Here is a 26,969-nt window from a genome sequence, read left to right as displayed (position 1 = left end):
CTAAAACAGCTTATTAGATTAACTAATTATTCGCGCCACGCTATAGCTAAACCTTTCAAAAAATTCCTAGCATAACGATCGCCACATTCTTTGTAATTTCGATGTCCTTCTTTTCTAAAAACTGCACTTAATTCGCTTTTTGATATTTCCACTCCCGCATTTCCTAGAACACCCAGCATATCATCACTTGTAAGGGAAAGAGCTATTTTAATTTTTTTCAGCAAAATATTATTTACGTTTTTATTCGTTATTATCAATGAAACAGGCTTTTCTGGTTCTGTGACTTCTGAATCTTTTTTGCCTCTTTTGAATATAATTAAACCATTTAAAAAGCATTCTAACGTTTGGTTAGAGCAATCTTTCACGTACTCATTTTTTTGAAACTCATCTTCTTTTGCAATTTCATCTTTTTGTTTTTTCGACTTATCCAGCATTTTTTTTACATCTTCTTTTGTTATTTCTAATCCGCCTAATTTAAAAATTTCTACCATATCTGCATCTTTAATATCTAATGCGTATCTTAATCTTACCAATCGATCATTATTGTTCATCTTATTTTGCCCTCCAAAAGCTTTTTCAAATTGTTATCTTCTATATAGTATAAAGCTTTATTCACCTTATTGCACCTTTTGTCAGCAGATAAAAACCATTTATTATTACTTTCAGGTGCTTCTGTTTTTAAGAATTATTGGTTATTTACGGATTGATTGTTGTAATCCAAATTGTTTACTGCTAGAATAAATCAAAGCAAAGTCCTTTTAAATTAATCCAGAGAGATTAAAAAGGGTAACAAGTCAATTTATGATACGATACCTGAGGTCCTTTTGCGAATACACCATTCAAGAAGGGCATTTTTTGTGCCCAAAAATAGGAGGAATCGTATATGTCAAGCAAGAAAATTATTCAAGTTAATGAAAAGGTCCCTGTAAAATTACTGGTGCCGTTAAGTTTGCAACATACTTTTGCAATGTTTGGCGCTTCTGTATTAGTGCCTATCATCTTTGGTATTGACCCTAGTATTGTCTTATTAATGAACGGAATCTCTACGTTATTATTTATTCTTATCACCAAAGGAAAAGCTCCTGCTTATCTTGGTTCAAGTTTTGCTTTCATTGGACCTGCAAGTATTATTATTGCGAATCAAGGTTTTGCTTATGCTCAAGGAGGATTTGTCGTCTTAGGAGTCATTGGTTGTCTTTTAGCCTTATTCATTCGACGTGTAGGTACTGCATGGATTAATATCGTTCTTCCACCAGCAGCAATGGGTGCAGTCGTTGCTTTAATTGGTTTGGAGCTAGCTTCAAACACTGTCCAAGGCGGTTCAATCGGTGCAAACTTGATGACTGAAACGGCCTCATCCCAAGACTTTATTGTCTTTTTCATTACATTAAGTGTAGCAATTTTAGGTTCAGTACTGTTTAAAGGATTTTTATCCACTATCCCCATTTTAATTTCAATTGTTGTCGGTTATCTCTCTGCTGCTGCATTTGGAATGGTCGATTTTACCCCTTTAACGGAAACGCCATTGTTTACCTTGCCTCATTTTCAATGGGCAAAGTTTGATGTTAATGCCATACTAACGATGCTACCTGTGCTTCTTGTCTTAACTTCTGAACATATAGGTCATCAAGTTGTCACTTCAAATGTTGTCGGCCATGATTTGATTAAAAATCCTGGATTACATCGCTCTTTATTCGCTGACAATTTGGGCACTGCTTTATCTGGTCTGATTGGTGGGGTTCCTACAACAACTTATGGTGAAAATATTGGTGTTATGGCAATCACGCGTGTTTACAGTGTTCGGGTAATTGCTGGGGCAGCAATTTTCTCAATCTGCATGGCTTTTATTGGACCTTTAGCAGCATTTATCTCGACGATTCCCGGAAATGTCATTGGTGGAGTAACATTTCTACTTTACGGAATGATTGGAACAAGTGGATTGCGCTTGTTAGTGGAATCTAAAGTCGATTATAGCAAATCAAAAAATTTAATTTTAACTTCTATTGTTCTTGTTGCTGGCTTAAGCGGCTTAACGGTTAATTTTGCGGGAATTGAACTAAAAGGTATGATTCTTGCGAGTGTAGTCGGAATTGTTTTAAGTGTCGTCTTTTATTTATTTGAAATAGCTGGCTTAATGAATGAATCAGACGAAGACTAATAGGTTAAAAAAGCTGGGTACCAGTTTCTTCTATAGAACATATAGAGGAAACTAGTACCCAGTTTTTTTTTATTTTTCGTTTTTTAATTTTTCGTTCAACTTTTGATAGATGAGTTTCATCTCAGGCTCAGTACAAGCTTCAATGGCTTCATTTAATTCCATCCATTTTATGGCACTATTTTCATCTTTTTTAACCGTCGTTTCTTCATTTTCAGTCGCTTCAATCAAATACGTTACATTCAAATGCAAATGTGTGACAATTGGACTGCCCTTTTTTATATGACTAGGAACACCTAGTATTTCTACTGAGTAAATATCTTGCATAATTGGAATAATATTTATTAAACCTGTTTCTTCAGTTGTTTCTTTCAAAACTACTTGCAATAAATCCTCATTGCCATCCGCATGCCCACCAATCCAAGACCATGATTGATAAATATTATGATAGGCCATTAAAACTTTCGTACGTTCAGGATTAACGATCCAAGCTGAAGCTGTTAGATGAGCAAATTCATTTTCGCGAGTCAGTAAATTGTCAAAAGTATCCATATACTTTAGGATAACTTCTTGTTCTTTAGCTTCTTGAATAGTATAAGGTATGTAATGGCTGATTTGTTCTCTTAAGTTCATCTAAGATTCTCCTTTAATAAATTCTATAGATAATATTGAACCATTCAACTATTTACTGATTTGACTTTCTATAATTAAATAGGTCCTTTTAAGTCTACTTTTGTTTAAAGTACGCTTAGTAATTATACCACAAATGCTCTATTGCATTTAAACTATGGATGTCTCCGAAACCTATGTTAACCGCCCTTAATTCTTTGTTTATCATACTATTAATTCATAGTACACAAACTCCTTTTGAGTACAAATGAGTTTGAATCTACGTTTTCACTAACGGAGTATGAGATAAACTATTTTGAAACAGAGATATAAGAGAAATTGAATAATTAAAAGAAGTACACTTTTTCAATAACTCGCTATATTCATCTAGTATGTTATTCTATTTTACTTCTAGGCGTTCAGAAAGGTATACTAAGTGTATAGTGTGTAAATAGTTATGCCTATTTTTATAAAGCAATATATTAGGAGAGATCATATTGGAAAACACAGTAGGAACAGTAGTACGCGGCCTTCGCGGTCCAATCATCAATAAAGGCGACGATATTGAACAAATTGTAGTGGAGACTGTATTAAATGCAGCTAAGAATGAAGAGTTTTCTTTTGAAAATCGGGATATTGTTACTATAACCGAGTCAATTGTGGCACGCGCACAAGGAAACTATGCATCAATTGATGCTATTGCTGAAGATATCAAAGCAAAATTCGGAGATGAAACAATCGGCGTCATTTTTCCAATATTAAGTCGTAATCGCTTTGCAAATATCTTACGCGGTATTGCAAAAGGTGCAAAAAATATCGTTTTAATGTTGAGTTACCCTTCTGATGAAGTAGGGAATCAACTTGTTGAAATCGATGAACTGGATGTCAAAGGTGTGAATCCATGGACAGATGTTTTAACTGAAGCTGAATTCCGTGAGCATTTCGGTTATAAAAAACACCGCTTTACTGGGATCGATTATATCGATTACTATCGAGAGTTGATTGAAGCTGAAGGTGCAACTTGCGAAGTCATTTTCTCAAACAATCCTAAAACTATTTTAACGTATACTAAACATGTCTTAACGAGTGATATACATTCACGTTTTAGAACAAAACGCATCTTATCAACTAATGGTGCTGAAACAGTATATGGCCTTGATGATATTTTAACAACATCAATCAACGGCAGCGGCTTTAATGAAACTTATGGCCTACTTGGATCAAATAAAGCAACAGAAGATACCCTGAAACTCTTTCCAAATAATTGCCAGCCAATTGTCGATGGTATTCAAGCCAAATTAAAAGAACTAACAGGTAAAACAATTGAAGTCATGGTATATGGTGACGGTGCATTCAAAGATCCAGTTGGTAAAATTTGGGAACTTGCAGATCCAGTTGTTTCGCCTGCATACACCAGAGGCCTTGAAGGCACTCCAAACGAAGTGAAGTTAAAATATCTAGCCGACAATAACTTCTCTCATCTTCGTGGAGAAGATCTAAAACAATCTATCTCTGAATATATTCTGAATAAAAAGGAAGATCTAGTTGGCACGATGGAAGCGCAAGGTACCACTCCACGTAGATTAACTGACTTAATCGGTTCATTATCTGACTTAACCTCTGGCAGCGGAGATAAAGGAACACCTATTGTTTATATTCAAGGTTACTTCGACAACTATACAAAATAAGCTTAATATAAAAAAGACGTATTTCAAAATAAGTCATCCCCTAAAAATCTAATTTTCAGGGGTTTTTTTATAGAAAATACGAATAATAATTTCAAAGTATTTAATTCAAACTTTCATTTGACTTGTATAGACCACCTTCTGTATAATAAGAATCGCGTGAATTTTTGCGACTATATATTTAAAGGAGTTTATTTAACAAAATGGATAAAGATAAATTAGGTAAAACAGTTACCTTCAAGGAAATGACCGCTAACCCTGCTCCACTTGGACTATTGGGTTTCGGAATGACTACTGTATTGTTAAATCTTCATAATGCTGGATTTTTCCCAATGGATTCAATGATTTTTGCAATGGGTATTTTTTATGGCGGATTTGCACAAGTGATTGCAGGAATTATGGAATGGAAAAAGGATAATACTTTTGGCGCTACAGCATTTACATCATTTGGATTCTTTTGGCTATCATTGATTGCAATAAACATTTTACCTACTATGGGTTTAGGCGAGGCACCTTCTAGTCAATCTATGGGAGCATACTTGTTCATGTGGGCTATCTTTACATTTGCTATGTTTATTGGAACGCTTAGAATCAGCAAAGCTTTACAAGTTGTATTTGGATCATTAGCACTTTTATTCCTATTATTATCTTTAGGTCATTTTACAGGATCTGAACTTGTTTTAACGATTGCTGGTTATGAAGGAATCATTTGTGGATTCTCAGCAATTTATGCTGCAATGGCACAAGTTTTAAATGAACTTTATGGAAAAATAATTATGCCTATTGGCGAAGTTAAAAAATAAAAGCCTCATTAACGAAAGCACATTGCCCATTTAGATGGATAATGTGCTTTTTTTCAGCATTTTTTTAAATTGAGCTTATTTTTCAGCAATAAAATCTATCATTAAGTTGCTGACTCGCTCGGGTTCTTCGTGATGCACCCAGTGAGTTGCTTCTCCTAATAAGATTCCTCGACCATTATCACAAAACTCCAGACTTTTACTAGCTAATTCAGGACCTAAAAATTGATCTTTAGCTCCCCATATCACTAACGTAGGGACAGTCACGCGTGATGGGATAGTTGGTTTTGTAGGTTTATTTATCAGTGCACGATACCAATTAATCATCGAACGCATAGCACCGGGTTGTGACCAAGCAACACGATAGTTTTTCAATTGCTCTTCAGTAAACGTGCCTTTTTGACTGCTATTTACCAGTGTCTTCTCTAAAACTTTCCAATTAGACATTCCAAATACTCTTTCCGGCAGTCCTCTCAACTGGAAGAAAGCAATATACGAGCTTTTCACTAGTTGTAATGGGTGTCGCACAATCTGGCTGCCCATAGCAACTTCATGTGGAGCATTGAGGATGATCAACTTGTGGAGCAGTTCGGGATACTCGCGCGCCACTCGCCACGCCACGATTCCGCCCCAGTCATGACCGACTAAAATGACTTTTTCTTTCCCTGATGCTTTAATCAATCCAGCAACATCTGCTGCTAACTGATCCATGCGATAATCTTTTACTTTCTTGGGTTTATCGCTGAGATTGTATCCTCTCTGATCAGGAGCCCATACTCGGAACCCTTTATTTGCTAAATCAGATAGTTGGTTACTCCACCCATACCAAAACTCTGGAAACCCATGCAGTAATAGAACCAACTCACCATTTTCAGGACCTTGTTGGACAACGTGTAATTTAATTCCATTGGTTTTTATATACTTATGTTCTTGTAATTCCATCTGCTTTCACTCCTCCTATCTGAAGTAAATTAACATCTGACATATTTACGTTTAAAACCAATCCTGCCTTTTTCCACTTGCTTTTGAATACTTTCATAAGCATTTAAGAAACTATTTTTTTTATTTTGACGTTGGATTTCTACTATTCCTACTTCTTGTGTAGTCGCAAGCGCTTGTTCATGTAGCGGTGCAAATGAAACCCCCACTGTAAATAGAAAATTATTCATAGATGCTTTCGTTCGGTTTGGCGAATGATGAATCGTATTTTTCACGATCTCCATCATAGTCGAAATCTTATACTCACTAAATTCGGTATCTGGGCGATTGCCTAATAGCCAACAGTAACAACTCCAACCGGCTGACATTCTTAGCTCTTCGCCACTTGCAATCCATTTGTCAGCAACTTCTTGTGCAATGTCTGACTCCGACAATGTCACAGCTACCACAAAATCAGACAACATATAAAAATAAGCTGCATCTATCCAGCGATCAAAATCCGACTCCATCATAACTTTAGGGTCCGAAATAACGCCTGCAAAATACATCGCATCATAGTTACCTGTAGCATAAAGTTCTTCCGCTAAAGCCTGATTTAGTTTTATTTTCTTTGACATAGGTTTCATAGAACCCGTAGTCACACCAAAAAGCGGCTCGTGTGCACCATTGGATAAATATATTTTCTTCATTCTTGGCTTACTTAAAGCTTCAAGCTCTTGCATAACTGTTTCAAAATCCATCCTCTGATAGCTCCTTTTTTTTACTAGCCATTTACTTAACTATACTTATAACACAGATGACCTTGTCTTCGGCTTTATTGTTAAAAATTATCTCGTGCATTTCGCAAAGCAATAAAATCTTGTAACTTATCCGCCTGAAGAAATAAATTAATATTTTTTTCCTTGCCAATCGTGGACGGCAGACTTGGACGGTCATGCGCTCTTAAATTAGTTACTTGATCCAAAACATGTGAAATGTTCTTGTTCGCTGGTTCAATAAATTGAGCAAAGCGTAAGTTCGTTTGAGTGTATTCATGCCCTGCATAAACTTCTACAGCGTCATCTAAGCTCTTAAACATTTGTAATGCATTAAATTGCGCTTGATAATCACCTGTAAAGACGCGTCCGCAACCGGCTGAAAACAAAGCGTCCCCACAAAATAGTGCCTTTTCCATCAAGAAACTAACATGCTCTATTGTATGACCGGCTGTTTTAAAGACCTGAAATTTTTTACCCAATAAATCAAAAGAATCACCATCTTTAACGACATGATCAGCTAAAAAAGCAGTTTCCTCTGGTCCATAAATAGGCGTATCCGGGAATTTTTCTGAAATTGCTTTGACTCCACCGATATGATCTTCATGATTATGTGTCAGAATAATCGCTTTTAATGTCATCTGGTTTTCTTCTAAATAATGAAGAACAGCTTTGTATTCTCCTGGATCGACTATTACTGCATCTTTCCCCTCTTCTATTACCCAAATATAGTTATCAGAAAATGCTTTTATAGGATTAATTTTCATGAATAAGTCTCCTCACTTTTAATTTTATCATCCCTATTCGAAATGTGATTTTAATATACTACTAAGTATAACAGAACCTTACATTATTTTAATAACGATCCAATCACTAAAAATAGTGTTTCTACTTTGTCTTATAAAGTTTTATGACTGTTTCTAGAGTGAACTTTAATTTAAAATTTGGATAAGTAGTTTCTCATGAGAAACTTTTTCTGATATGATATTCGTATAACAATTTAATGGGGGAAAACTAATTATGATGGAATTTACACAAAACATTAGAGGAAATGTAGCATTAGGCATAAATCCACTTGGATGCAAACAAGAAGTATTGAATCAAATTAACTATGTTAAAAGCAAAGGAACTTATGAAGGTCCAAAAAAAGTATTGATTATTGGCGCTTCATCAAGCTACGGATTGGCTACTCGAATCAGCTTAGCTTTCGGTACTGGAGCAGACACAATTGGTGTTTCTTATGAAAAAGGTCCAAAAAACGAAAAAAATCTAGGCACAGCCGGCTGGTACAATAATATCGCTTTTCGAGAAACTGCTGAAGATGAAGGATTGATTGCTAAAAACTTTGTTCAAGACGCCTTTAGCCATGAAAGCAAGCAGGAAGTTATCGATTACATCAAGAACGAATTTGGTGGAAAAGTTGACTTAGTTGTTTACAGTCTAGCAAGTGGTAGAAGAACAGATCCTGATACTGGAGAAACATATACTTCTTCAATTAAAGCTATCGGAGAGCCCGTGGTTGGTCCAAATATTAATATGCAAAATCAAAGTTATTACACAGAAACACTAGACCCCGCAACGGATCAAGAAATTGCTAACACGGTAAAAGTAATGGGTGGCGAAGACTGGGAATTATGGATGAAAGCACTAAAAGAAGCAGACGTTTTAACAGATGGCGTTCTAACAACAAACTATTCTTATTTAGGAACAGAACTGAATCATGATTACTATGGTGGAGGTACTCTTGGTCTTGCTAAAGCAGACTGTGATGAAAAAACAGAGAATATTAATGCGTTACTAGCGGACATTAACGGCAAAGCTCAAATCGTTGTAGCTACTGCAGTTACCACTAAAGCAAGTTCAGTTATTCCTTTTTTCCCAGTGTATTGCATTGGTCTTTATAAAGTAATGGCAGAAAAAGGTACTCATGAAACACCTATCATGCATCAAGACCGCATTTACCGCGAAATGATTTACGGCAACAAACCTGAGTACGATGAAGTGGGCCGTCTTAGACCTGATAATTGGGAACTTGATAGCGATACTCAAGCCAAAACCAAGGAACTTATCCTAAAATTAACTGAAGAAAACTTTGCTTCTGATCTGACAGCTTACGATGTCTTTTATAAAGAGTTTTCAAATTTAAGTGGCTTCATGGTTGACGGTTATGTTGAAAAAGATGTTACTATAGAAGATTTAAAAGCACTACACTATTAAGCAGTTGTGACTCTCTAACCAAACAAAGAACCCCTCACAGTTTAATGCGAGGGGTTCTTTGTTTTAAGTCTAGTTTAACTAATCAAACAAGCGGTTTCCGTTTATTTCAAATTCATCGTGAGTTGATTTTACGTAATTGAAGTGATGATACAATGAGAAATATAAGAGACCTAGAAAGAAGTATAAGCTACTTGCTACAAGCCAAATATCAACACTAGTATATAGCAATAAGCCGGCACCAACTATGCTACCTAATAGAAAGAAGCTGAGATTCAGTAGTTGGAAACGGGCTTTCCTAAATTCGGATTTTCGCCCTGCTAAACTTCTACCTAAAGCCAAACCAGCATCCGTTAGATTTCCGGACATATGTGTCGTACGAACAATCATCCCTTTATAATAGACAAACATCCCATTTTGCAGACCTAAAATAAAGGTTGTCTCTAGCAAATACCACAAAGAATTATTAAACATCATGCTTCCCGCTAAAATCGCTAAACCGGATAAGAGTTGAATATAACCATACCGACGTTTCAATTTAAAGACCTGTTCTGGAAATAAGAATCCACTCAACATCGTTCCTAAGAAAAAGGCTAGTATAACGATTGCCAAACGAATAAAATTCTCAAAATCCCCTTTTACTAAATGAATCATACTATTTGATAAACTCCCCGTATGATGGGAGCTAGTAGCTGAAAATAAAATAATTGTTACAACGTTCATAAATCCTGCAGTTGCAGTTAAGAGGAAAATCCAACTCGTTAACTGAATCTTTAGTGCTTTTTTTCTCAATACAAACCCTACTATCATAAACATTTTTATTTAGTGACATGTTTTATTATTTTATAACCTATTCTTTAATTGGTTGAGACTCCGCTGCTAGGCCTTTTTGAACACCTGGTCGTTCTGCAATGCGGTTAGACCATTCCAAGAGATGAGTGTATTCATCCAGATTTAGAAATTCATAAGAACCTTCATATAATTTTCCTAAAGCTAAACGACCATACCAAGACCAGATGGCAATATCTGCGATAGTATAAGTATCGCCGGCTATATAAGGTCGTTTTTCTAAGGTTTTATCTAGTAAATCTAACTGACGTTTCGTTTCCATCGTGAAGCGATCAATTGGGTATTTCATCGGTTCTGGAGCATAAGCGAAAAAGTGGCCAAATCCTCCACCAACATAAGGACCTGCGCCCATTTGCCAGAATAACCAATTAAGCGTTTCGGTCCGTCCATGAATATCTGTCGGAATCAGTTGCTTAAATTTTTCTGCCAAGTAAAGAAGAATAGAACCGGATTCAAACACTTCTAAACGAGGACTTTGACTTTGGTCAACTAGAGCTGGAATTTTAGAGTTAGGATTGATCTCAACGAAATCTGAACCAAATTGATCCCCTTCTCCAATATTAATAGTATACAAGTCATAATCTGCGCCTTCTATACCAAGTTCCTTTAGTTCCTCAAACATAATTGTGACTTTAATACCATTAGGTGTTCCTAATGAATAAAGCTGGAACGGAGCCTTTCCGACTGGTAATTTTTGTTCAAAACGACTTCCAGCGGTTGGGCGATTGCCACCTTTTTTTGAATTTTCTTCTTCCCACTGCCACACTTTTGGTAATTCATATGCTGTCATTTTACCACTCCTCATACTATTTATTCATATCTTTATCATACTACTCATTTATCAATATGCCCAAATTTCAGCTTATTTATAAGACATCAATTTTTGTTTAATTTATGTCGCAACTACGATTGACGTATTTACGTAATTTGAATCTGCTAAAGCCTTTAATATAAAGTGAGCTACGTCTGCGCGTGGTATTGAACTTGATTTGCTAGGGACGTTTGTTGCAGACTCTCTGTATTTCCCTGTGAAATCATGATTTGTTAAACTCATAGGGCGAACAATCGTGTAGTTTAACTTATAGCTTTTAATATACTCGACTGCTACACGGTGATCAATTAATGTATTCTTAAGCAACATCATCACCAATTTCCCACTGATACCTGTTAGTTCATTATGAACACCTGCAGATGCAGTATACACGATCCGCTCAACCTTTTGTTCTTGCATACCTACCACAATATTTTTCGTCATCTCTTGAAGTTCAGTTGATTTTTTCATTCCACGGCTTGATCCTAAACAGGATACCACAGCATCCTGTCCTGCAATTGCAGCCGTTACTTCTGCTTGATTGAAAGCATCTCCTTGTATAACCGTTAAGTTCTCGTGTGAAATAGCTAACTTCGCTGGTGTTCGTACAAATGCCGTTACTTCAAAACCGGCTTCTAATCCTTGTTTCACAACAAATTGACCAACGCCGCCTGTTGCCCCAAAAACGATAATTTTCATGATAAACCACCTGTTTATTTTTTTTTAAAATAGGTAAAAATAGAATCTGTATCATACATCGAAAATAAAGAAGACCATGATACTCTTTTCCATTCTTATTTCGTTAACTATACTATAGAAAAGTCTATTTGTTGTTCTTTTTTTCGAATATTATAACCGTTACAATTGAAATAATGACAATCGCAGCATTTGCAACCATTGTTCCTATCCAGGTCATAGTCATTGTCCCAAAGATAGGAGATGCTGCATTGAACATAGTATGAAATAAGACACACATAAAAACATGACCTTTTCCTGATATTTTAGAGATTGCTCCATAAAAAAAACGAAAGGCTAGAATCTGAACGGCAAACATCCAAAAGTTAATCAGTCCCTCACTATGGTTCGTCCCTGGAATGAAGAAGAGTGGGATGTGCCATATTAGCCAAATTATTCCGACCAATAACGAAGACAAAATATAACCATATTTTTTATTGAGCCCAGGTTGTAATATATACATCCAACCAGCTTCCTCTAAACCACCGATAATAAGATTACCGGGTAAGTAAAGAAAAAATGCATAAAATGGAAGGACTATTTTACTATAATCGGAAAGTGCAAGATGAATCCCAAAATACAGGATGAGCCCTGCAATGACATATGAAGCAACAGCAGGCGACAAAATATAGATCGCAAAAGGAATATTCATAGCAAATTGCTGTAATGAATTAACCCAATTGTAAATTGTATACCCAAATTGTTCCAAAAAAATCAAAATACCTGACACAAAATAGGCTATACCAAATGTCAGCATCGTAAATTGTAGAATGATTTTTTTATTTTCCACGATTTCTTCACCTCAGATTTTTAGTATAAATCAATTCTAATACTTTCCAACAAAAGAAGATTTAACATACTAAAAGAATGGTGCTAATGACTATCAAAATACCCGCCAGCCCCGCCTATTTATAAGATGGTGTTCTCAATAGAAGACAATACAGAAGTTATCAAGGGTGCCTATATGACCTATTCATGCTAGAATAAACATAAGAAACTATTGGAGGATGATATTATTATGCACCAAACACTCGTTGAAATTTGCTTACGCGTCAGAAATCTTGAGGCTACTTTAGATTTTTATACTAATCTGTTCGATTTTGAAGTTGCTAGCCACAGAAAATTCCCTGAAAATAAATTTGATTTGGTTTATCTGAATTCTCCTGGCTCTTCTGTACAAATTGAACTTACTTACAATTACGATGCCGAGCCATATAATGTAGGAGATGGTTTCAGTCATTTAGGTGTAACTGTCAGTGACTTAGAAAAAATGCATGAAATTTGTAAAGGTTCTGCTTACGAAACAGGGGAGTTAAAAGGACTCTCAGGCGGCACACCTACCTATTTCTTTGTTACGGACCCTGATGGCTATCGAATTGAAGTAAAACGTGCAAAATAATTTTTGCCTATTTTAAATATAAGCATGTTGGTTGTTGCCAACATGCTTATATTTTTTTAATCTCTTCTTTTATCACCTTACCGCCACTTACAAGTTTCCTGTTAATTCATTACTGTCTAAAAACCTCACCTACTTATGATACGGTTCTGCGTATCACGAAAAGATGATATTATTTTAATTTAATAATTGTTTATTGAAACATATCATATACTACTTTACCGTTCGTCCATCGTGTTACAACATCCTTTAAATTTGTTGGTGAGATAATTGAAACTTCTATTTCTTTATTAGGATAATTATTTGAAATTACTGTTAACTTATCCGATAACTGATCCACGTATACACTATGGTATTCATCAATTACATTATCATCCAAATTATACATAGGACCAAACATTTGGTCTAGTTGGGTATTTTGAATTACAAAAAAGTAATATCTATATGAACTATCGCTTGCCCCGTTTACATCTACCTCAAAAGTATCCCCAAATTGTCTTACTATCTCATTAGTTACTTCTATATAAATATCCTCACCTGAAGTATCAGGACTTTGATTTTCATCTAAAAATATTGTTGTCCCTTCAGAATTAACTACTTTAAGTTTATAGTTAGTTCCATAGTTTTGTACTGTGTAATCTTTTAAGTTACCAATATAACCGTGCCAATAATTTTCCCATGTTGTTGGATCAGAGATAGCTGTTGACATATCGGAACTTACTGCAGTAACTAGTATATATTCTTGACCGTCCTCTTTAGTATAAGATACATTTGCTTCATTTTCGTCGAAAAACTTATTATTTATATCAGTAATCATTTTTTCTTCAGCACTTTGAGTATCTTCTTTAGTCTTTTGAACGACTTCTACAGTTTTTTCCTTTTCTTTTTTAGTGTATGGGAATAAATCTTTCTGAATAGATCCATTTACTAAGATTAATAAGTACTCTTTTCCATCAGACTTCGGTTTACTCAATTTGACTTTGTGCTTAGATCCATAATTATCAGCAACATATTTAGAGACTTTCTCCATTAAAGGTTTGTAGGTTTTCTCCCAAATAGCTTCGTCTTCAATTTTGGACAACATCTCATCCGACTTTGCTGTAACAATAATAGATACCTCATCATCTTTTTTACTATGAGTAACTATTGCTTCATTATCTGGAAAGAACTTGTCTTGTATATCTTTAACCATCTTATCTTCAACTGCTGAATTTCCTTGTTGCTTTGAGGATTCTTTTTTTTCTATTGCTTTGTCATTTAAATTATCTGTTACAATCCAAGTTCCTAGTCCTCCAATAACCATTGCCATCACTACGATTGTTCCATATAAAACTTTCTTATTCAAAATTGATTTCTTCCTTTCTATCTTTATCTAAAATATTTGCATTGCCTTTTAATTAGTACCACTTTTCACTCAAATTTTGCTACCTGCTATCTCAATTAACTAGACATCATTCTCCAGTAGAGTAAAAAAGCTAACAGCATTTATCTCTGCTATTAGCTCTGGCATCGTTGTATTAATTTGTTAGTATTATTCTTAATTTTGTGCTGACATTCCACATTCGGGACAAAATTTTGTATCTTTGTCTAACTCGGCATTACAGCCTTTACAATTTACAATAACGGGCGCCATTGACATCCCACATTCAGGACAGAATTTTGAATTTAGAGGAACATTAGCATGGCATCCTGAACAAGAGTTAGAAAGTCCAGAACCACAAGACGAACAGAACTTAGTTCCTTTATCATTTACCGCATGACAACTTGGACATAAAATAGTATCTGCTGCCAGACCTTTACCGGAGTCCATTGAGACAGAAACATTTTTTCCTCCTGTCATGATGAAATTCTCTACATAGCTAAATATTTCTTCAGGTAACCTTTTTTGATTCCAAGCTCCTATCGCTGCTGTTACAGCTAATGGAGCAAAAACTATAGCCCCAGCTGCACCAGCACCAGCTTTATCTAACCAACTTCCAGATCCTATACTTACTGTTACCATATCTCCAGTTTCGTATAATTGAACTTGTATAGCTGTATCCATTCCTATAAATTTCTTCCAACTTTCTTCTTGTTTAGCTTGTACTAAGTATCCTTCTGCTGTGTTAACACCTTCTGCTATTAAGTTTTTTTTATTTCTAAAAAAACTTTCAAGTCCTACTCCTATTTCTTCTATTGAAACTTCTTTACCTAATTTAAATAACTTTGATTCTGCCATTTGTTACTCCTCCTGTCTATAATATAAAGCTTAGCGAATGATTTTATAACGCTTACAAAATCGGTATGTTAACTTATTAACATACTTCTACAAATCAATAATAACACTCATTCTAGAATATTTCTATTCTTATTTAATCTTTTCTAAATAATGTTGTAGCACTCCTTAAAGTTTTAATATTTTTCGCTGCTAAGCAGATTTTGATAGATAAATGAACAGAATAATCTCGATATCCTTTAAATAATCAAGAGATAGTGAGTACTCTAATATTTAATTAATAGTTATCGGATGTGAACAAATAGTAATTAAGATATGCACTTATCCGATCCAAAGGAAACCATAATGTCTTTCTCTGGGAGATTATCTAATATTACTGTTAGATCTTCTCTATTGAATTTTATATCTACTATTTTATCTTCAAAGCTCTCTTTCACAGTATGTTAGTTTGACTACTGTATGATTTACTACATGATGCTTGACAGTGGTCTATACGTACCCAATAGGCTTGGCCTAATGTTCATCCTGATTGCAAAACTTCTCTTAGTTCATTGTATCATTTTTTGCGGTGTGAAAAACCTAAACTTTCCCACTCTATGGTTTCTACTCACCCGCTGTCTTTCTTTCAACCTATAGGCTTTCCCGATAACCCGTAATCCCAATCGATTAGAAGCTAATTATTATGTGTGTTTCAGTTTTTCGCTTTACCTTAGTATGATTAGTATAGGTAGATTTAAGGGAATACGGGATAGGATAGAACTTTTGTTGATGTCATTGAGTTACTACTATCCCGTTTAGCTCCCACTATCTTTAGGATAGCGGATAGCTGTGGGATTTTTTAGTTACTAAAAGGGTTAGAAAATAAAAATTTCCTCAATCGAATTGATCAGCTCCCTATTAAATCCTTAGAAAGTATGGATGAAAAAACGAAAGGAAATTTTTATTCTTCCAACCCTATTACTTGTCCTTTTTTATAGAATGAGATAGGTACTTTCAGACAAAGTGAAAGAGCCTTCATCCGCTAACGAAGATGAAGGCTCTTTTTCAAGATTGCTGTTTAACTTTCTTAGTATTTCCTTATTAAAGACTAGATGAACGTTTACTTCCTTTGTAGATTTATCGAAAGTAATTTTATCAATAAATGTCTTATAGATTTCCTTTAGTTCTTTTTTCTCTTTATCCTTTATAGCTATACCAAGTAAGTCCAATACTCTTTGTGTTTCTTTCTTAGAAATTGGCTTCCTCGTTTGATTTAACCTGTTTTCCATCTCTCGTTCTTGATTTAGGAGCTCATAACGATTATTTTCTAATTCTTTTATTCTAACATGTAAATCTTCTGCAATCTCTGGGGCTTGAGTTATTAATTCTAAAAACCGCTGTATATTTTTCTCTGTTACCTCAATTCTAGACTGGATACTTTTACGATTTTTCTCGAATGGTTCCTTTTCTTCAATCATTTTTTTGTTCATATTCTCTATAACGGCATCTAAAACCTCTGATTGCTGTATGACTGCACTTAGTTTAGAAGCAACTTGTTCTTCCGCCACATCGGATTTTATACTATTTGCATGACATACTGCTGCACCTTTATTTCTAAACTGGCTACAGCTATAATACCGGATTACCTTCTTAGTCCCATCTTTCAATTTATTGGTAACATTGTTTATAACCATAGGTGAACCACACTCTGGACACTTTAAAATACCCGTTAATATACTTGCACCTTTATGATTCCAAGCAGGGTTCTTACTACTCAATGCTAGCTTACCTTGTACCTTTTCCCATAATTCGTTATCTATGATCCCTTCGTGCTTACCATCAACTATAAAGACATTCTTACTTAGGCCATTCCTCCTCTTATCTGACCATTTCTCATATTTGTTATATCTTATTTTACCAATGTAAACGGGGTTCTTTAAGATATCCCTTATAGCTACGGAACTAAAACTGTTACTAAATTTTGTTTTATAGCCTATTCGATTTAGCTGATTTGCAATAGCACGATAGCCTTTTCCCTTTGCTGCTTCATTAAAGATGAGCTGTATGATTCCAGATTCTTTTTTATTGATAGCTAGTCCCTTTTTCTCATTAGAGAGTTCAATATTATCAAATCCAAGAGGAGCTTTTCCAGATATCCAATACCCCTCATGAGATAACTTTGTCATGCTTAGTTTAACGTTCTCAGCGATTTGATTCCGTTCCATTTCATTCGTAGCAGCCATGATTTGAAGCATAAAGCGACCTGATGATGTATCTACTTGAAACTGCTCACTAATACTATAAAAGGCAATATTCTTTTTTTGTAGCAGATTAACGATCTCCAATAAGTCTACTAAATTTCTAGCAACACGACTTATTTTCCATACTACAACACAATCATAATTCCCTTCTTCAGCATCTTGCAGTAACCTCTGCATTTCGACTCGTCCTTTAATGGACTTACCACTTTTTCCTCTGTCCGCGTAGACAAACTTTAAATCTAAGTTCTCACGTAAACAATACTCTCTAATTGTTTGCGTCTGGGCATCAAGAGAGTAACCTTTATCAGCTTGTTCTGTCGTGCTTACTCGAATATATCCAACAGCCCTCTTCTTCTCAATAGTTCCTTGGTTCATCATATTTATTTAACCTCTTCCTCTAGCATACTTATAACGTTTTTATCCATTCCTTTTAGGTACAGACCAGTAAGTACCTTATATTCATTCACAACAACACGCTCTATAATTTCTTGGAAAAACTGGTACTGCAATATAGTTGGCATAACTTCTGGCTCCCCTAATTGCTGCATTCTTCTACTCAAATCTTTAACATCGACTATATTAGGTATTTCTTCAGTTGGTAATTTTAAAGACTGCTTATTTAAATAAGCAATCTCTTCTCTTAATTTTTCTTGACTCAAATTTCCAAGCTCAAATTCATAAAATAACAATCGCTTATCTTTAGCCTGTTGTTGTTTATCAAGAGTCTTACTTTTTTTGATGTATTCAATTTTCCGATCTACACTTACTCCTATCTGCTCCAAAATAGTCGTATTCAATAAAAAGCTCATGATGTCTTTTACAACCTCTGCTTCAATCTTTCTAGTGTTCAGTCGATAACCTCTACATACACTTTTTCCGTTAGCTATATAAGAAGAACAAGTATAGTAATAAATTTTGCTTAATTTGCTTAGATCTTGCGCATATTGAATAGTCAGTGCTTTATTGCAATAAGGGCATTTTATTTTTTTTACTAGAAATGATCTTCTCCAGTCTTTGCGCATAAGTTGTTTACTCTCTCTAATTCCTTTTGCCTTCTCAAACAATTGAGGAGAAACGATGGCCGTATGTTGTCCTTTTACAATTCCAAAGTGATTATCGATTATCCCCGTATATACAGGATTGGTTAACATATTTCTTATGTGACCACTATTAAACATCTTTCCTTTAAACGTGATTTGGTCTGCATTTAAAAGGTTACTTATTTTTCTATACCCGTATCCTGTTAAATACAATTCATAAACCTTTTCGACTATCTTAGCTTCTCCAGGGTCAATTTCCATTAACTTATCTTTGTATTTATATCCATAAGCTACATGAGCAGACAACGCCAGTCCTTGGCTATGTTTCTGCCTATTTCCTTCTAATTTATTTTCTCGTAGAAGTTCACGTTGCATTTCTGCAACACTACCAATTACTGAAATATGGAATCTTGTCATAGTTTCTGTAGTAACATTAATTGGATCAGCTATACTGATAATCTTAACCCCATAGCTTTGGCAAAAATCATAAAACTTAAGCATATCTGATGTGTTTCTGCTAATCCTATCCATTCTCCAAACATATAAATACTTAACCTGCTTCTTTACAAGCAATTGTTTTAAAAGCTGTATTCCTTTTCTATCTAAGTTCTTACCACTAGCCTTATCTGAAAAGACATGAGCTAGTTGATGATGTCTTTTTTCAGCCTCTTTTAGTAAAACTGATTCCTGTGCTCCTAAGCTTTTTTGGATTTTAGTAGACTGTCTAACATATCCTACTACCTGCTCCATAATAAACGATGTCCCATGTCCCAACCACGAGACACCTTCCCTCCTCTTACCATTGGTTTTTATACAAATGCAATTCATAACTCTTTAGCCATTATTCTTTATTTGTCATCAGTCTCATCTCTTTCAATATAAGTATATTGAAAGATCGCTATCAACTGCTCTGCTACTGTTTCAATAAATACTTTCATTTTCTCATCTTGCATCTTTTCTCCTCCTTTTTCATAACTCAAAAATCTTGCTCCGTAATTGTTTGCAAGCCTTCTACCGGCAGTCGATTTGAAGCATTATCTAATGACCTAGTTGAGAAACTGCTCGCTACAGATACGTTCATATCTTGACTGGGTAAGTTTTGTAGCAAATCATGGTACTCTTCAGGTATCTCAAATGCGTATGTGGTTAGACGTTCCTGCTTACCTGCAATTGAAAATTGTTTTCTAAGCGTTAATCGATCTCCTTCTGACTTTAAGATATTTTTTTTTTGCCATTCTTTAATCACAACTTTAGCGTCTTGATAATTTAAATTATCCATCATGGCATCAAATTGACTCGTAATAATCGCAACTTCTATTTGTTTCTTACTACCAGTGTATTTAACTGTCAGCTTTCCTATGACTTCAAAAGGTGTTTGAACAGTATTATCGCGCAGCAGCTTTGATTGATTAACCACTAAATACTTACAAACATCGTCAAGTGCCTTAATACTCATATCCCTCGAATCGAAGTTCTCTCTATCGTTTTCAATCAGAAAATTTTGAAGTGAGGAGACGTCAATATCTAAAACGCCTAATTTCTTAAGGAGGCTTGCTGTCGTTGTAATAGCTGCAAGTTTGATTGATATCCTTTTTGAAGTTTCCGTTTCTGGAATTTTAGTTAAAAAATCTTGTCTTTGCGCCTCGAATTCCACGTCTATGCTTTCTAATCCAGAAGCCAATAATTTGCTTACAAATAAGGGTAGTAAATGACCATAATTCTTGTGAACTGCTTGCTTAATAGCTTCTGATTGCTCAGCTGACTCCGTCCAAGCAATATGAGCAAACTCCATAATTCGAACACGCAATCCTAAGTTGTTATCTAATCGATTAAACAGAGAGACTTCTCCATTGCTAATGATCGTTGTAGACCATTCAGCAATTTCTCTCTGCGATCCATCTTTCTTCAATCTTGATTTCTGCCTACCCTCTGTCATGGAGTACAATAGAGCTGTTAGATTTTTACTATTTGACATCGAGAGCTCATCAAACGCTATCGGTATACCATTGACATGGTTCAAATGACCTGTGATAGCGTTCTGGGTACTGCTCCAGGTTTTCAACAAACCATTGTTTCTAGATGTTGGATTGCCGGCAACTGAAAGAGCTAGCATTGTCATAGTGGTTTTTCCTTGGCTTGATTGACCCGTTATATTTACAAACATAGTCTTTAAATCATCATGTGTTTGGGATAAATAGGCTACCACAGGCGCGGAGCATCCTAGCACAACAGCAAACTCTAAAGATGTCTTACCTTTAACAAAAGTCTCATAAGCAGCCATCCACACATCTAATGTCCCTTTTGGAATTAAATTGAGCTTAGCTGAGTTGGCTAGCTTATAATCTTCTAGTTTTCCATCTCTAGAAATAGCATTTTCGTGGAAGAATATAGGTTTTTCTTCCACTCTCGACCAACCATAGTGATTGTACGTAGTTAATACTTTAGCGTACTCTTTAGTTTTAATGAGTACTTCCGACACGATTTTTTTATTCCCGGCATGGACATCGATTCCATATTTCATTAGATTCTCTATTCGCATACCTGTCAAAGACTCTCCAGGGACGATAACTCGGTCTATTTTTCGTAAGCTAGATCGATAGTATTCTAGTTCGTAACTTTCTTCATTCGTGGATATATCGCGGTTTATAGATGAAATACGCATATAATCACTTATCCTAAGTTCGTCTTTTCCCTTCTTAATCGATATACCATCAGAAGGACTGATAGTATATTTTCCAAATTTAAGAGTCTCAGGAAGAAGCTGTTCTTCCTGATTAGCCTCTTCTTTGACTGGCATGTCTCCACGATTTTCCAACAAATTTGGATCGCACAATTGATTATCTCTAGTTATATCCACTTTACTTAGTCTTTTCATTAGTTCTCCTCCTTAGGAATGTTAATGGGATGGTAAAATAACTAGGTTTTTCAATTTTGTACTGTATATTTTACTTTTTTTGATATATTTAGGCTTTACTGTAGCCAGCACAGAGCAGCCTATTAGATCTAGGAGATCTAAAGTATTACCTGAATGTCTAGGCATAGAGCTGTTAATACAATTTATTAACTCCCGATAAGGGGCTGACTTCCCACCCCCAATTTCTGGAAATATACAATCAATAGTCCTACCGTTGACTACAGACAAGTTCGGGTTGTTAAAAGATTCTAATTGTAAAATTCTTACTCTAATTCGTTTATCTGTCAATACTTCTACACTAGATACTTGTCCAAGAATATGAGTTAATATCTCATCTCGCGGCCCTTGTAAATAATCGTCTCTTTTAATCTTAGTAGTCATTGTACTCATAATTGTTGCTCCCCTTTCAAATTGTCTGCTGGTTTATTATTGAAATAAACAAGGTTAATTAAATTGTAGAAAATGTAATTTGAAGATACTTTCTTTTGTACCGTAATAATATAATCCTTATCCACTAAATGGGTTAGGTCTACCTGTCCTGACTCGTCTTCTTGCAAGAAGCTAGTACATTCGAGCAACCACTTATATGAGAGTGGTATCTTTGAACGTTCAACGCTTAACGATGGCAGTCTACAAATATATTGAGAACCAATTTCAGCTATTTTATAACCGAAGACTTCTTTAATATTAAATTCTATGATTAGATTTCGATACTGGTCTTCACTCCAGTAAATGCTCTTCAATTTTGCAAGAGCATGCATGCGCCTGTCGTTTTTGCTGGTAAAGTCATTTTTCTTAATTAGAATATTATTCATATGTTTTCCTCCTGAGTATTTTTTAAGCTCTTATATAAGCTCTATCTATACTTTAATACTTTTACTATGTACTCAATAGGCATATAAAAATGTAATTTAGATACTCGATATGCCTATTATTTTAAAATCACTAAATTTAAGCATAAAAAAAAGGCTAGCCTTAATGACTAGTCTATTTTCAAACTATTTACTGTTCTTAATACTTTTTTTATTTTAATAAAAATCTTTCATTAATTTTCTTGACCATTCTTTGATCATTTTCACTTAGTTTTGTGACCATATTCTTTATTGGATCCATGTCTTCTCGTTGCTTAATTTTAAGAAGATTTTTAATTTGATAAGAATTTGCCCATTGATTATTTGCTTTTATTTTTTCTCCATACTCTTCTGAAGATTCAAATTTAAATAACTCTTCGACTACCGTTTTCATTATTTGTATATCAGTGTTATTCAGATCATGCATAATTTCATTTAATTGTATATATCTTTCAAATCTTACTCTTGGTTTATTTCCCCATGAGCGATTTCTTAATAATTTTAAATACTCATTTAAATCTGATGATTCAACCATTTTATTAATTAAGGAAAAGTCTGTATAGAATAAACTTAAAGAATTTTTCATATAGTCCATTATCTCAATGAATTCATTGTCTTTACTTAAATCTAATTTATCAATAGTGCTTTTTAATAGTTGGTTCAGATATAAATCTTCTACTAATTGACTTCCATTTTGTTCTATACTATCAGTCTTGCTAGTTGTACCATCTATATTTCTTATTAAAATTTTATTTAAGTCATCAAGTACACTAGTATATTGATATCCTCCTTTTTCCTTTGTTCTACGTGTGTAAAGAGAGTTATAAGATACGAAGATAGTTAATAAAAATATTAGTGGTTTTGAATCAACATTCCAACGGTGTATCTCTTTAAATCCTTTTGCTCCAATAATATCTATGCACGTTTTTTCTGATGATAACTGTTGAAGTAAAGGCATTCCCCATTCTTCTTCATAAATTAATTTATATGCTGTAGGGGAATATGCTAGTAACTCTATTGTCGAGGCTAAAACACCTCTTAATGTTTTACGCTTCGATGTTCCTCCTTCTGAACTATGTGTATATTCATTAGTTGATACTATTGCTTTTCCTTTTTGCTTCTCTGACAAATTCTCCTGAACAAAATCCGGATTTCGAATGGGTATAAAAAAAGCAAAATCATATAATTCAATAATTTTCATATTTGTCACTCCTTATTAAAACATTATACAACAGCCGTAACGTATTAAGAAATTTTTATAGAAAATCTTCAATTTATTAATCAGCTTTTATAGTAACCACTTCTTGTTATTCGTCTCTAAAAGGCAGAAGATTCCATTTTATCCGAACTTTACCGGTTAGTGGATGGTAATATTTGCTAGACTGCTCATCACTAAGTATGAAACACTTCTTCTTTTCTTTATTTAATTTTTCTATTAATTTCTCTACTCGTTCTTTTACTATCCTATTCTTTTGTGGCAAGCTTCCCCATGCAAAGATAATTTGTCTCGATTCCTTTGCACATTCTAGAATCAATTTATCATTCTCATTGTTGCTTGCTTGTTTAAAATTTTTGTTCATACTATCTGCTATTCCTATCTTTGAGTATAGATTTACACTAAAAAAACCACCAAACCCTTTGGTATATAACTGATTAGTAACTAACATTTGAGTTGTATCTGATACTATTAGATCAGCTTTTCCAGGATAGAGGGTAATTACGGTAGCCATTGGCTTTTTTACATCCCATACCTTCTTTAATACATAACGGTGCTCATGATTATCTGACTCTGTTACTTCAATTTTAACTGTAGCATTCATATTTATCATACTGCTACATTCCAATCTAAAAAGGCCTCAATGATAGCGATCACAATATTCATAAGTAGTTGTAACATTCTTTTTCTCATTTTTAGTCAGCTCCTCAACTTAGTTCTTCTTTTAATAGTCTAGCCATCAACTTTAGTCCTTCTAAAAGTATCTTTACTAATTTTTCGTCCATCATTTCACCTCTCACTAATCAAATACCTTATTGTACGCTAGATGTCCGTTCTTTATGATGCCGATAAGTTTCCAACTCGTATTTTCTACGTCCGCAATAACATAGATGGTATACTCTTCTATCACATAAAAATGGACTAATATCTCTTCTTCTGTTTGTATCTCGTCAAAGTATGCTGGTAATAAATTAGGATCTAATTCCTCTCTTTCCAGTAATACACTCTCATAACCAAAATCCGATGCTACAGCTACAACTCCAGCCTGTCTTCTTAATAAATTTATTACATAAGGTATGTTCTCCATGATATCACTCCTTCGTTTTGAAATTTCCTCGCTCTTTCAAAGAAACATAGGTATCTTCGCCAATAATCAAATGATCTAACAATTTAATGCCTATTAGTTCGCCAGCCTCTTCTAATCTTCTCGTAACATTGATATCTGCTTCACTGGGTTCTGGATTACCTGAGGGATGATTATGTCCCACCATAATAGAAGCAGCGTTACTGAGTATGGCTGTTTTGAAAACTTCTCTTGGGTGTACAATCGAAGAGTTTAAACTTCCAATGTGGCATACATTTAAAGCTGTAGGCTGATTCTTACTGTCTAAACACATGACAACGAAATGCTCTCGATCAACATCTCCTAGAAACTGCTTCATCAAATCAACCCCATTCTGCGGGCATTGGACTTTCCTATCTTTGTATAATAGCGATTTTTCTTTTACCATTTGGATTTTCACAATATCGACTCTTTTTGCTGCTACTTTCTTATTACCTACGTATTCTGTTACTAACGTCTCTTGTTCCATCATTTTTCCCTCCATATTTTACTTTATGTGTAGTGTTACTCTCTATAGCTTGTTAAATTTCTCAGTTCTTTAACTAACAGTTAATACTTCTTCATATATTTTTATGCCATCTTTTAGGCAGTACAAAAAGAGTGGATAGCTTGTATCGGCATCTGAAGCCACACAAACCACCCACTCTATTTCATTTATCAGACAAGTATATGTTTCAAATAAAACTACCTCGGTTACTACCTCAATTAAATTATCGGATATTTTTTCTTTATTAAGTTCATCTTTATAAAGTAATTGTGACTCTTCCTTTATTTGATTCTCACATACATTAATATTATATTTGGTAAATAGAAACAAACTAAAATTTTCCTTTCCAAAATAACACATTTCAACCCCTCCTTAACTTTATTTTAGTACTACTTTATATGGTTTTATTTTGCTGTTTTAATATTACTATCAATTTCATATTGATTTTTCATTTCATATATATCCTCCTTTAAATGGTTAGTAGTCTTTCGGAAACAACATTGTTTGATACTCTATGTCATCAATTACCCAAATAGTTTTACTTAAACAGTTTTCATTCAGAATCGGTAGCTCTATTTTAGAGTTCCACTTGGGCCTTTCTTGACTGTGTATAATCTCTTGCCCCTCATTAATAACTCTAAATTCGAATTTCTGGAAATAATCCATTTCATTACCTTTCTTAACTTGATCATCTATTAGTTCCCATAGAAATAATTGCATCTTTTTAGGTACTGTAGAGTCAACATTCCTTGTAACATGGCGGTTGTCTTTTGATTGAAACATGTTTCTTCCTTCTTTCATTTATTATTTTAAGCAAAAAGAATAGGCCAAGATCCCTGTTTAGGATCTTGGCCTTATTAATTACCGATACTTCATTATTATAATATATATTTCAAAAGACAGAATAAACTATCTACATAGGTTGTAGCTTTATTTTTGAATAAATTTTTAATTAAGATTAAGCAATAATTTATGTTATCCACCTCATGTATCCTTCTTCTTTAAACGAAGTAAACTCTTGGTCACCCATTACAATATGATCAAGTACTTCTATTCCCATTATTTCTCCTGCTTCAACTAACCTTTTCGTCATGTTAAAGTCCGCTTCTGATGGTTGAGAGTTCCCACTAGGATGATTATGCCCTACCATTATAGAGGCAGCATTGCTCAATACCGCTGGCTTGAATACTTCTCTTGGGTGTACAAGTGAAGAATTCAAACTTCCAATGTGACATATGTTTAAGGCTGTAGGTTGGTTTTTACTATCTAAGCACATCACAATAAAGTATTCTCGATCCACTTCTCCTAAAAATTGAGTCATTAAGTCAAATCCATTCTGAGGACAATGGACTGTCCGGTTTTTATACAATAATGAACTCTCTTTTACCAATTGAACTTTTACAATATCAACTCTTTTTGCTGATACTTGTTTTGGTTCATCTTTTTCTGTTAATAGCCTTTTTTGATACATTATTTTTCCCCTCTCAGATAATCCTTTTGTCTATAGTTTTAATATCTGCAATTAATGGATTTTCCCGTTTTATTTATTCTTCTTTCAATATCTCTTCATATACTTTTATACCGTCTTTTAGACAATACAAAAAGAGTGGATAGCTTGTATCGGCATCTGAAGCCACACAAACTATCCACTCATTTTTATTTATTACGCAAGTATATGTTTCAAAAAATATTAGTTCGGTTGCAACTGCCAATAACTTTTTAGAGATAACATTTTTATTCACCTCTTTTTTATAAAGTAATTCTGCTTCTTCTTTTACCTGTTCTTCATCCACTTTTACACTATACTGATGAAATAAGAATATATTAAAATTTTCTTTACCAAAATAGCACATCCTGCATATTCCTCCTAATTTAATATAAATAAAAAAGTTATTCTAATATAATTAGAATAACTTCCCATATCTATAATATATA

The 26,969-nt window shown here is 34.3% G+C and carries 29 protein-coding genes; 5 read left to right on the top strand and 24 right to left on the bottom strand.

From position 1 onward, the window contains the following. Positions 1-26: 26 nt before the first annotated feature. The gene (locus BP18_RS11160) at positions 27-551 is read right to left on the bottom strand and encodes a YehS family protein (RefSeq protein ID WP_035050634.1); all 525 of its coding nucleotides are present in this window, start codon (positions 549-551) and stop codon (positions 27-29) included. 332 nt (positions 552-883) lie between these two features. On the opposite strand from BP18_RS11160, the gene uraA reads away from it, so the two are divergent. Beyond that, a complete protein-coding gene (gene uraA / locus BP18_RS11155) occupies positions 884-2,158 on the top strand; it encodes a uracil permease (protein WP_029276207.1) in 1,275 nt (424 codons plus the stop codon). Positions 2,159-2,227: 69 nt separating this feature from the next. Here the strand turns inward: uraA and BP18_RS11150 are convergent, their stop codons facing one another. Further along, positions 2,228-2,788 (bottom strand): NUDIX hydrolase, encoded by a 561-nt coding sequence (locus BP18_RS11150; RefSeq protein ID WP_029276210.1) that lies wholly within the window; start codon positions 2,786-2,788, stop codon positions 2,228-2,230. Positions 2,789-3,261: 473 nt separating this feature from the next. On the opposite strand from BP18_RS11150, the gene BP18_RS11145 reads away from it, so the two are divergent. Together BP18_RS11145 and BP18_RS11140 are read left to right on the top strand one after the other, a co-directional pair. After that, positions 3,262-4,452, top strand: coding sequence for a coenzyme F420-0:L-glutamate ligase (locus BP18_RS11145; protein ID WP_029276212.1), 1,191 nt, complete (start codon positions 3,262-3,264; stop codon positions 4,450-4,452). 200 nt (positions 4,453-4,652) lie between these two features. Continuing rightward, positions 4,653-5,252, top strand: coding sequence for an acetate uptake transporter (locus BP18_RS11140; protein ID WP_029276213.1), 600 nt, complete (start codon positions 4,653-4,655; stop codon positions 5,250-5,252). Between the two features lie 75 nt (positions 5,253-5,327). Here the strand turns inward: BP18_RS11140 and BP18_RS11135 are convergent, their stop codons facing one another. The 3 genes from BP18_RS11135 to gloB all read right to left on the bottom strand — a co-directional run bounded on the left by BP18_RS11135 (position 5,328) and on the right by gloB (position 7,710). Next, complete coding sequence (locus BP18_RS11135) at positions 5,328-6,191, bottom strand: alpha/beta fold hydrolase (RefSeq protein WP_029276214.1); 864 nt, start codon at positions 6,189-6,191, stop codon at positions 5,328-5,330. 29 nt (positions 6,192-6,220) lie between these two features. Continuing rightward, positions 6,221-6,928, bottom strand: a complete 708-nt coding sequence (locus tag BP18_RS11130) for a DNA alkylation repair protein (protein WP_029276215.1) — start codon at positions 6,926-6,928, stop codon at positions 6,221-6,223. An 80-nt stretch (positions 6,929-7,008) separates the two neighbouring features. Beyond that, a complete protein-coding gene (gloB, locus tag BP18_RS11125) occupies positions 7,009-7,710 on the bottom strand; it encodes a hydroxyacylglutathione hydrolase (RefSeq protein WP_029276216.1) in 702 nt (233 codons plus the stop codon). 256 nt (positions 7,711-7,966) lie between these two features. Between gloB and fabV the strand changes: the two genes are divergently transcribed. Then, positions 7,967-9,160: an enoyl-ACP reductase FabV gene (gene fabV, locus BP18_RS11120; RefSeq protein WP_029276218.1), complete on the top strand. Its 1,194-nt coding sequence runs from the start codon at positions 7,967-7,969 to the stop codon at positions 9,158-9,160. 78 nt (positions 9,161-9,238) lie between these two features. On the opposite strand, the gene BP18_RS11115 is transcribed toward fabV, so the two are convergent. The 4 genes from BP18_RS11115 to BP18_RS11100 form a co-directional block, all read right to left on the bottom strand. Then, positions 9,239-9,949 (bottom strand): YoaK family protein, encoded by a 711-nt coding sequence (locus BP18_RS11115; protein WP_231549465.1) that lies wholly within the window; start codon positions 9,947-9,949, stop codon positions 9,239-9,241. A 58-nt stretch (positions 9,950-10,007) separates the two neighbouring features. Continuing rightward, positions 10,008-10,796, bottom strand: a complete 789-nt coding sequence (gene yghU, locus BP18_RS11110) for a glutathione-dependent disulfide-bond oxidoreductase (RefSeq protein ID WP_029276222.1) — start codon at positions 10,794-10,796, stop codon at positions 10,008-10,010. Between the two features lie 102 nt (positions 10,797-10,898). Continuing rightward, entirely contained in the window at positions 10,899-11,516 is a 618-nt protein-coding gene (locus BP18_RS11105) for an NAD(P)-dependent oxidoreductase (RefSeq protein WP_029276224.1), read from the bottom strand. Positions 11,517-11,640: 124 nt separating this feature from the next. Beyond that, complete coding sequence (locus BP18_RS11100) at positions 11,641-12,342, bottom strand: CPBP family intramembrane glutamic endopeptidase (protein WP_035050633.1); 702 nt, start codon at positions 12,340-12,342, stop codon at positions 11,641-11,643. A gap of 228 nt (positions 12,343-12,570) precedes the next feature. Here BP18_RS11100 and BP18_RS11095 point away from each other — a divergent pair, with 228 nt between their 5' ends. Then, positions 12,571-12,951: a VOC family protein gene (locus BP18_RS11095; RefSeq protein ID WP_007724081.1), complete on the top strand. Its 381-nt coding sequence runs from the start codon at positions 12,571-12,573 to the stop codon at positions 12,949-12,951. A gap of 190 nt (positions 12,952-13,141) precedes the next feature. Here BP18_RS11095 and BP18_RS11090 read toward each other — a convergent pair whose 3' ends face one another. From BP18_RS11090 to BP18_RS11020, 15 genes are all read right to left on the bottom strand, one after another. After that, on the bottom strand, positions 13,142-14,293 hold the full coding sequence (locus tag BP18_RS11090; RefSeq protein WP_029276226.1) for a hypothetical protein: 1,152 nt from the start codon (positions 14,291-14,293) through the stop codon (positions 13,142-13,144). Between the two features lie 192 nt (positions 14,294-14,485). Next, on the bottom strand, positions 14,486-15,166 hold the full coding sequence (locus BP18_RS11085) for a zinc ribbon domain-containing protein (RefSeq protein WP_029276228.1): 681 nt from the start codon (positions 15,164-15,166) through the stop codon (positions 14,486-14,488). 968 nt (positions 15,167-16,134) lie between these two features. Further along, entirely contained in the window at positions 16,135-17,781 is a 1,647-nt protein-coding gene (locus BP18_RS11080; RefSeq protein WP_051669189.1) for a recombinase family protein, read from the bottom strand. A 2-nt stretch (positions 17,782-17,783) separates the two neighbouring features. Continuing rightward, complete coding sequence (locus BP18_RS11075) at positions 17,784-19,217, bottom strand: recombinase family protein (RefSeq protein ID WP_029276232.1); 1,434 nt, start codon at positions 19,215-19,217, stop codon at positions 17,784-17,786. A gap of 202 nt (positions 19,218-19,419) precedes the next feature. Then, positions 19,420-21,318 carry a DUF927 domain-containing protein gene (locus BP18_RS11070; protein WP_035050630.1) on the bottom strand — a complete coding sequence of 633 codons (1,899 nt, stop codon included), beginning with the start codon at positions 21,316-21,318 and terminating at the stop codon, positions 19,420-19,422. A 21-nt stretch (positions 21,319-21,339) separates the two neighbouring features. Continuing rightward, on the bottom strand, positions 21,340-21,747 hold the full coding sequence (locus BP18_RS11065) for a hypothetical protein (protein ID WP_029277848.1): 408 nt from the start codon (positions 21,745-21,747) through the stop codon (positions 21,340-21,342). Further along, positions 21,744-22,172, bottom strand: coding sequence for a hypothetical protein (locus BP18_RS11060; RefSeq protein WP_029277846.1), 429 nt, complete (start codon positions 22,170-22,172; stop codon positions 21,744-21,746). The genes BP18_RS11065 and BP18_RS11060 overlap by 4 nt, the downstream gene beginning before the upstream one ends. 208 nt (positions 22,173-22,380) lie before the next feature. Beyond that, complete coding sequence (locus BP18_RS11055; RefSeq protein ID WP_029277844.1) at positions 22,381-23,409, bottom strand: hypothetical protein; 1,029 nt, start codon at positions 23,407-23,409, stop codon at positions 22,381-22,383. 106 nt (positions 23,410-23,515) lie between these two features. Beyond that, complete coding sequence (locus tag BP18_RS11050; protein ID WP_162176205.1) at positions 23,516-24,028, bottom strand: DUF1643 domain-containing protein; 513 nt, start codon at positions 24,026-24,028, stop codon at positions 23,516-23,518. Positions 24,029-24,223: 195 nt separating this feature from the next. Beyond that, complete coding sequence (locus BP18_RS11045) at positions 24,224-24,511, bottom strand: hypothetical protein (protein ID WP_029277840.1); 288 nt, start codon at positions 24,509-24,511, stop codon at positions 24,224-24,226. Positions 24,512-24,515: 4 nt separating this feature from the next. Beyond that, positions 24,516-25,019 carry a RadC family protein gene (gene radC / locus BP18_RS11040; RefSeq protein ID WP_051669253.1) on the bottom strand — a complete coding sequence of 168 codons (504 nt, stop codon included), beginning with the start codon at positions 25,017-25,019 and terminating at the stop codon, positions 24,516-24,518. A gap of 66 nt (positions 25,020-25,085) precedes the next feature. Beyond that, complete coding sequence (locus BP18_RS11035; protein ID WP_029277836.1) at positions 25,086-25,394, bottom strand: hypothetical protein; 309 nt, start codon at positions 25,392-25,394, stop codon at positions 25,086-25,088. Between the two features lie 117 nt (positions 25,395-25,511). Further along, positions 25,512-25,817, bottom strand: a complete 306-nt coding sequence (locus tag BP18_RS11030; protein WP_029277834.1) for a DUF960 family protein — start codon at positions 25,815-25,817, stop codon at positions 25,512-25,514. A 187-nt stretch (positions 25,818-26,004) separates the two neighbouring features. Beyond that, positions 26,005-26,505: a JAB domain-containing protein gene (locus tag BP18_RS11025; protein WP_029277832.1), complete on the bottom strand. Its 501-nt coding sequence runs from the start codon at positions 26,503-26,505 to the stop codon at positions 26,005-26,007. A 73-nt stretch (positions 26,506-26,578) separates the two neighbouring features. Continuing rightward, positions 26,579-26,887, bottom strand: coding sequence for a hypothetical protein (locus tag BP18_RS11020; RefSeq protein ID WP_029277831.1), 309 nt, complete (start codon positions 26,885-26,887; stop codon positions 26,579-26,581). Positions 26,888-26,969 lie beyond the last annotated feature (82 nt).

This window comes from Carnobacterium jeotgali MS3, from assembly GCF_000745125.1.
GTDB classification, from domain to species: Bacteria; Bacillota; Bacilli; order Lactobacillales; family Carnobacteriaceae; genus Carnobacterium_B; species Carnobacterium_B jeotgali.
The sequence above is the reverse complement of the archived record's forward strand: the minus strand, read 5'-3'. Positions and strand labels throughout refer to the sequence as shown.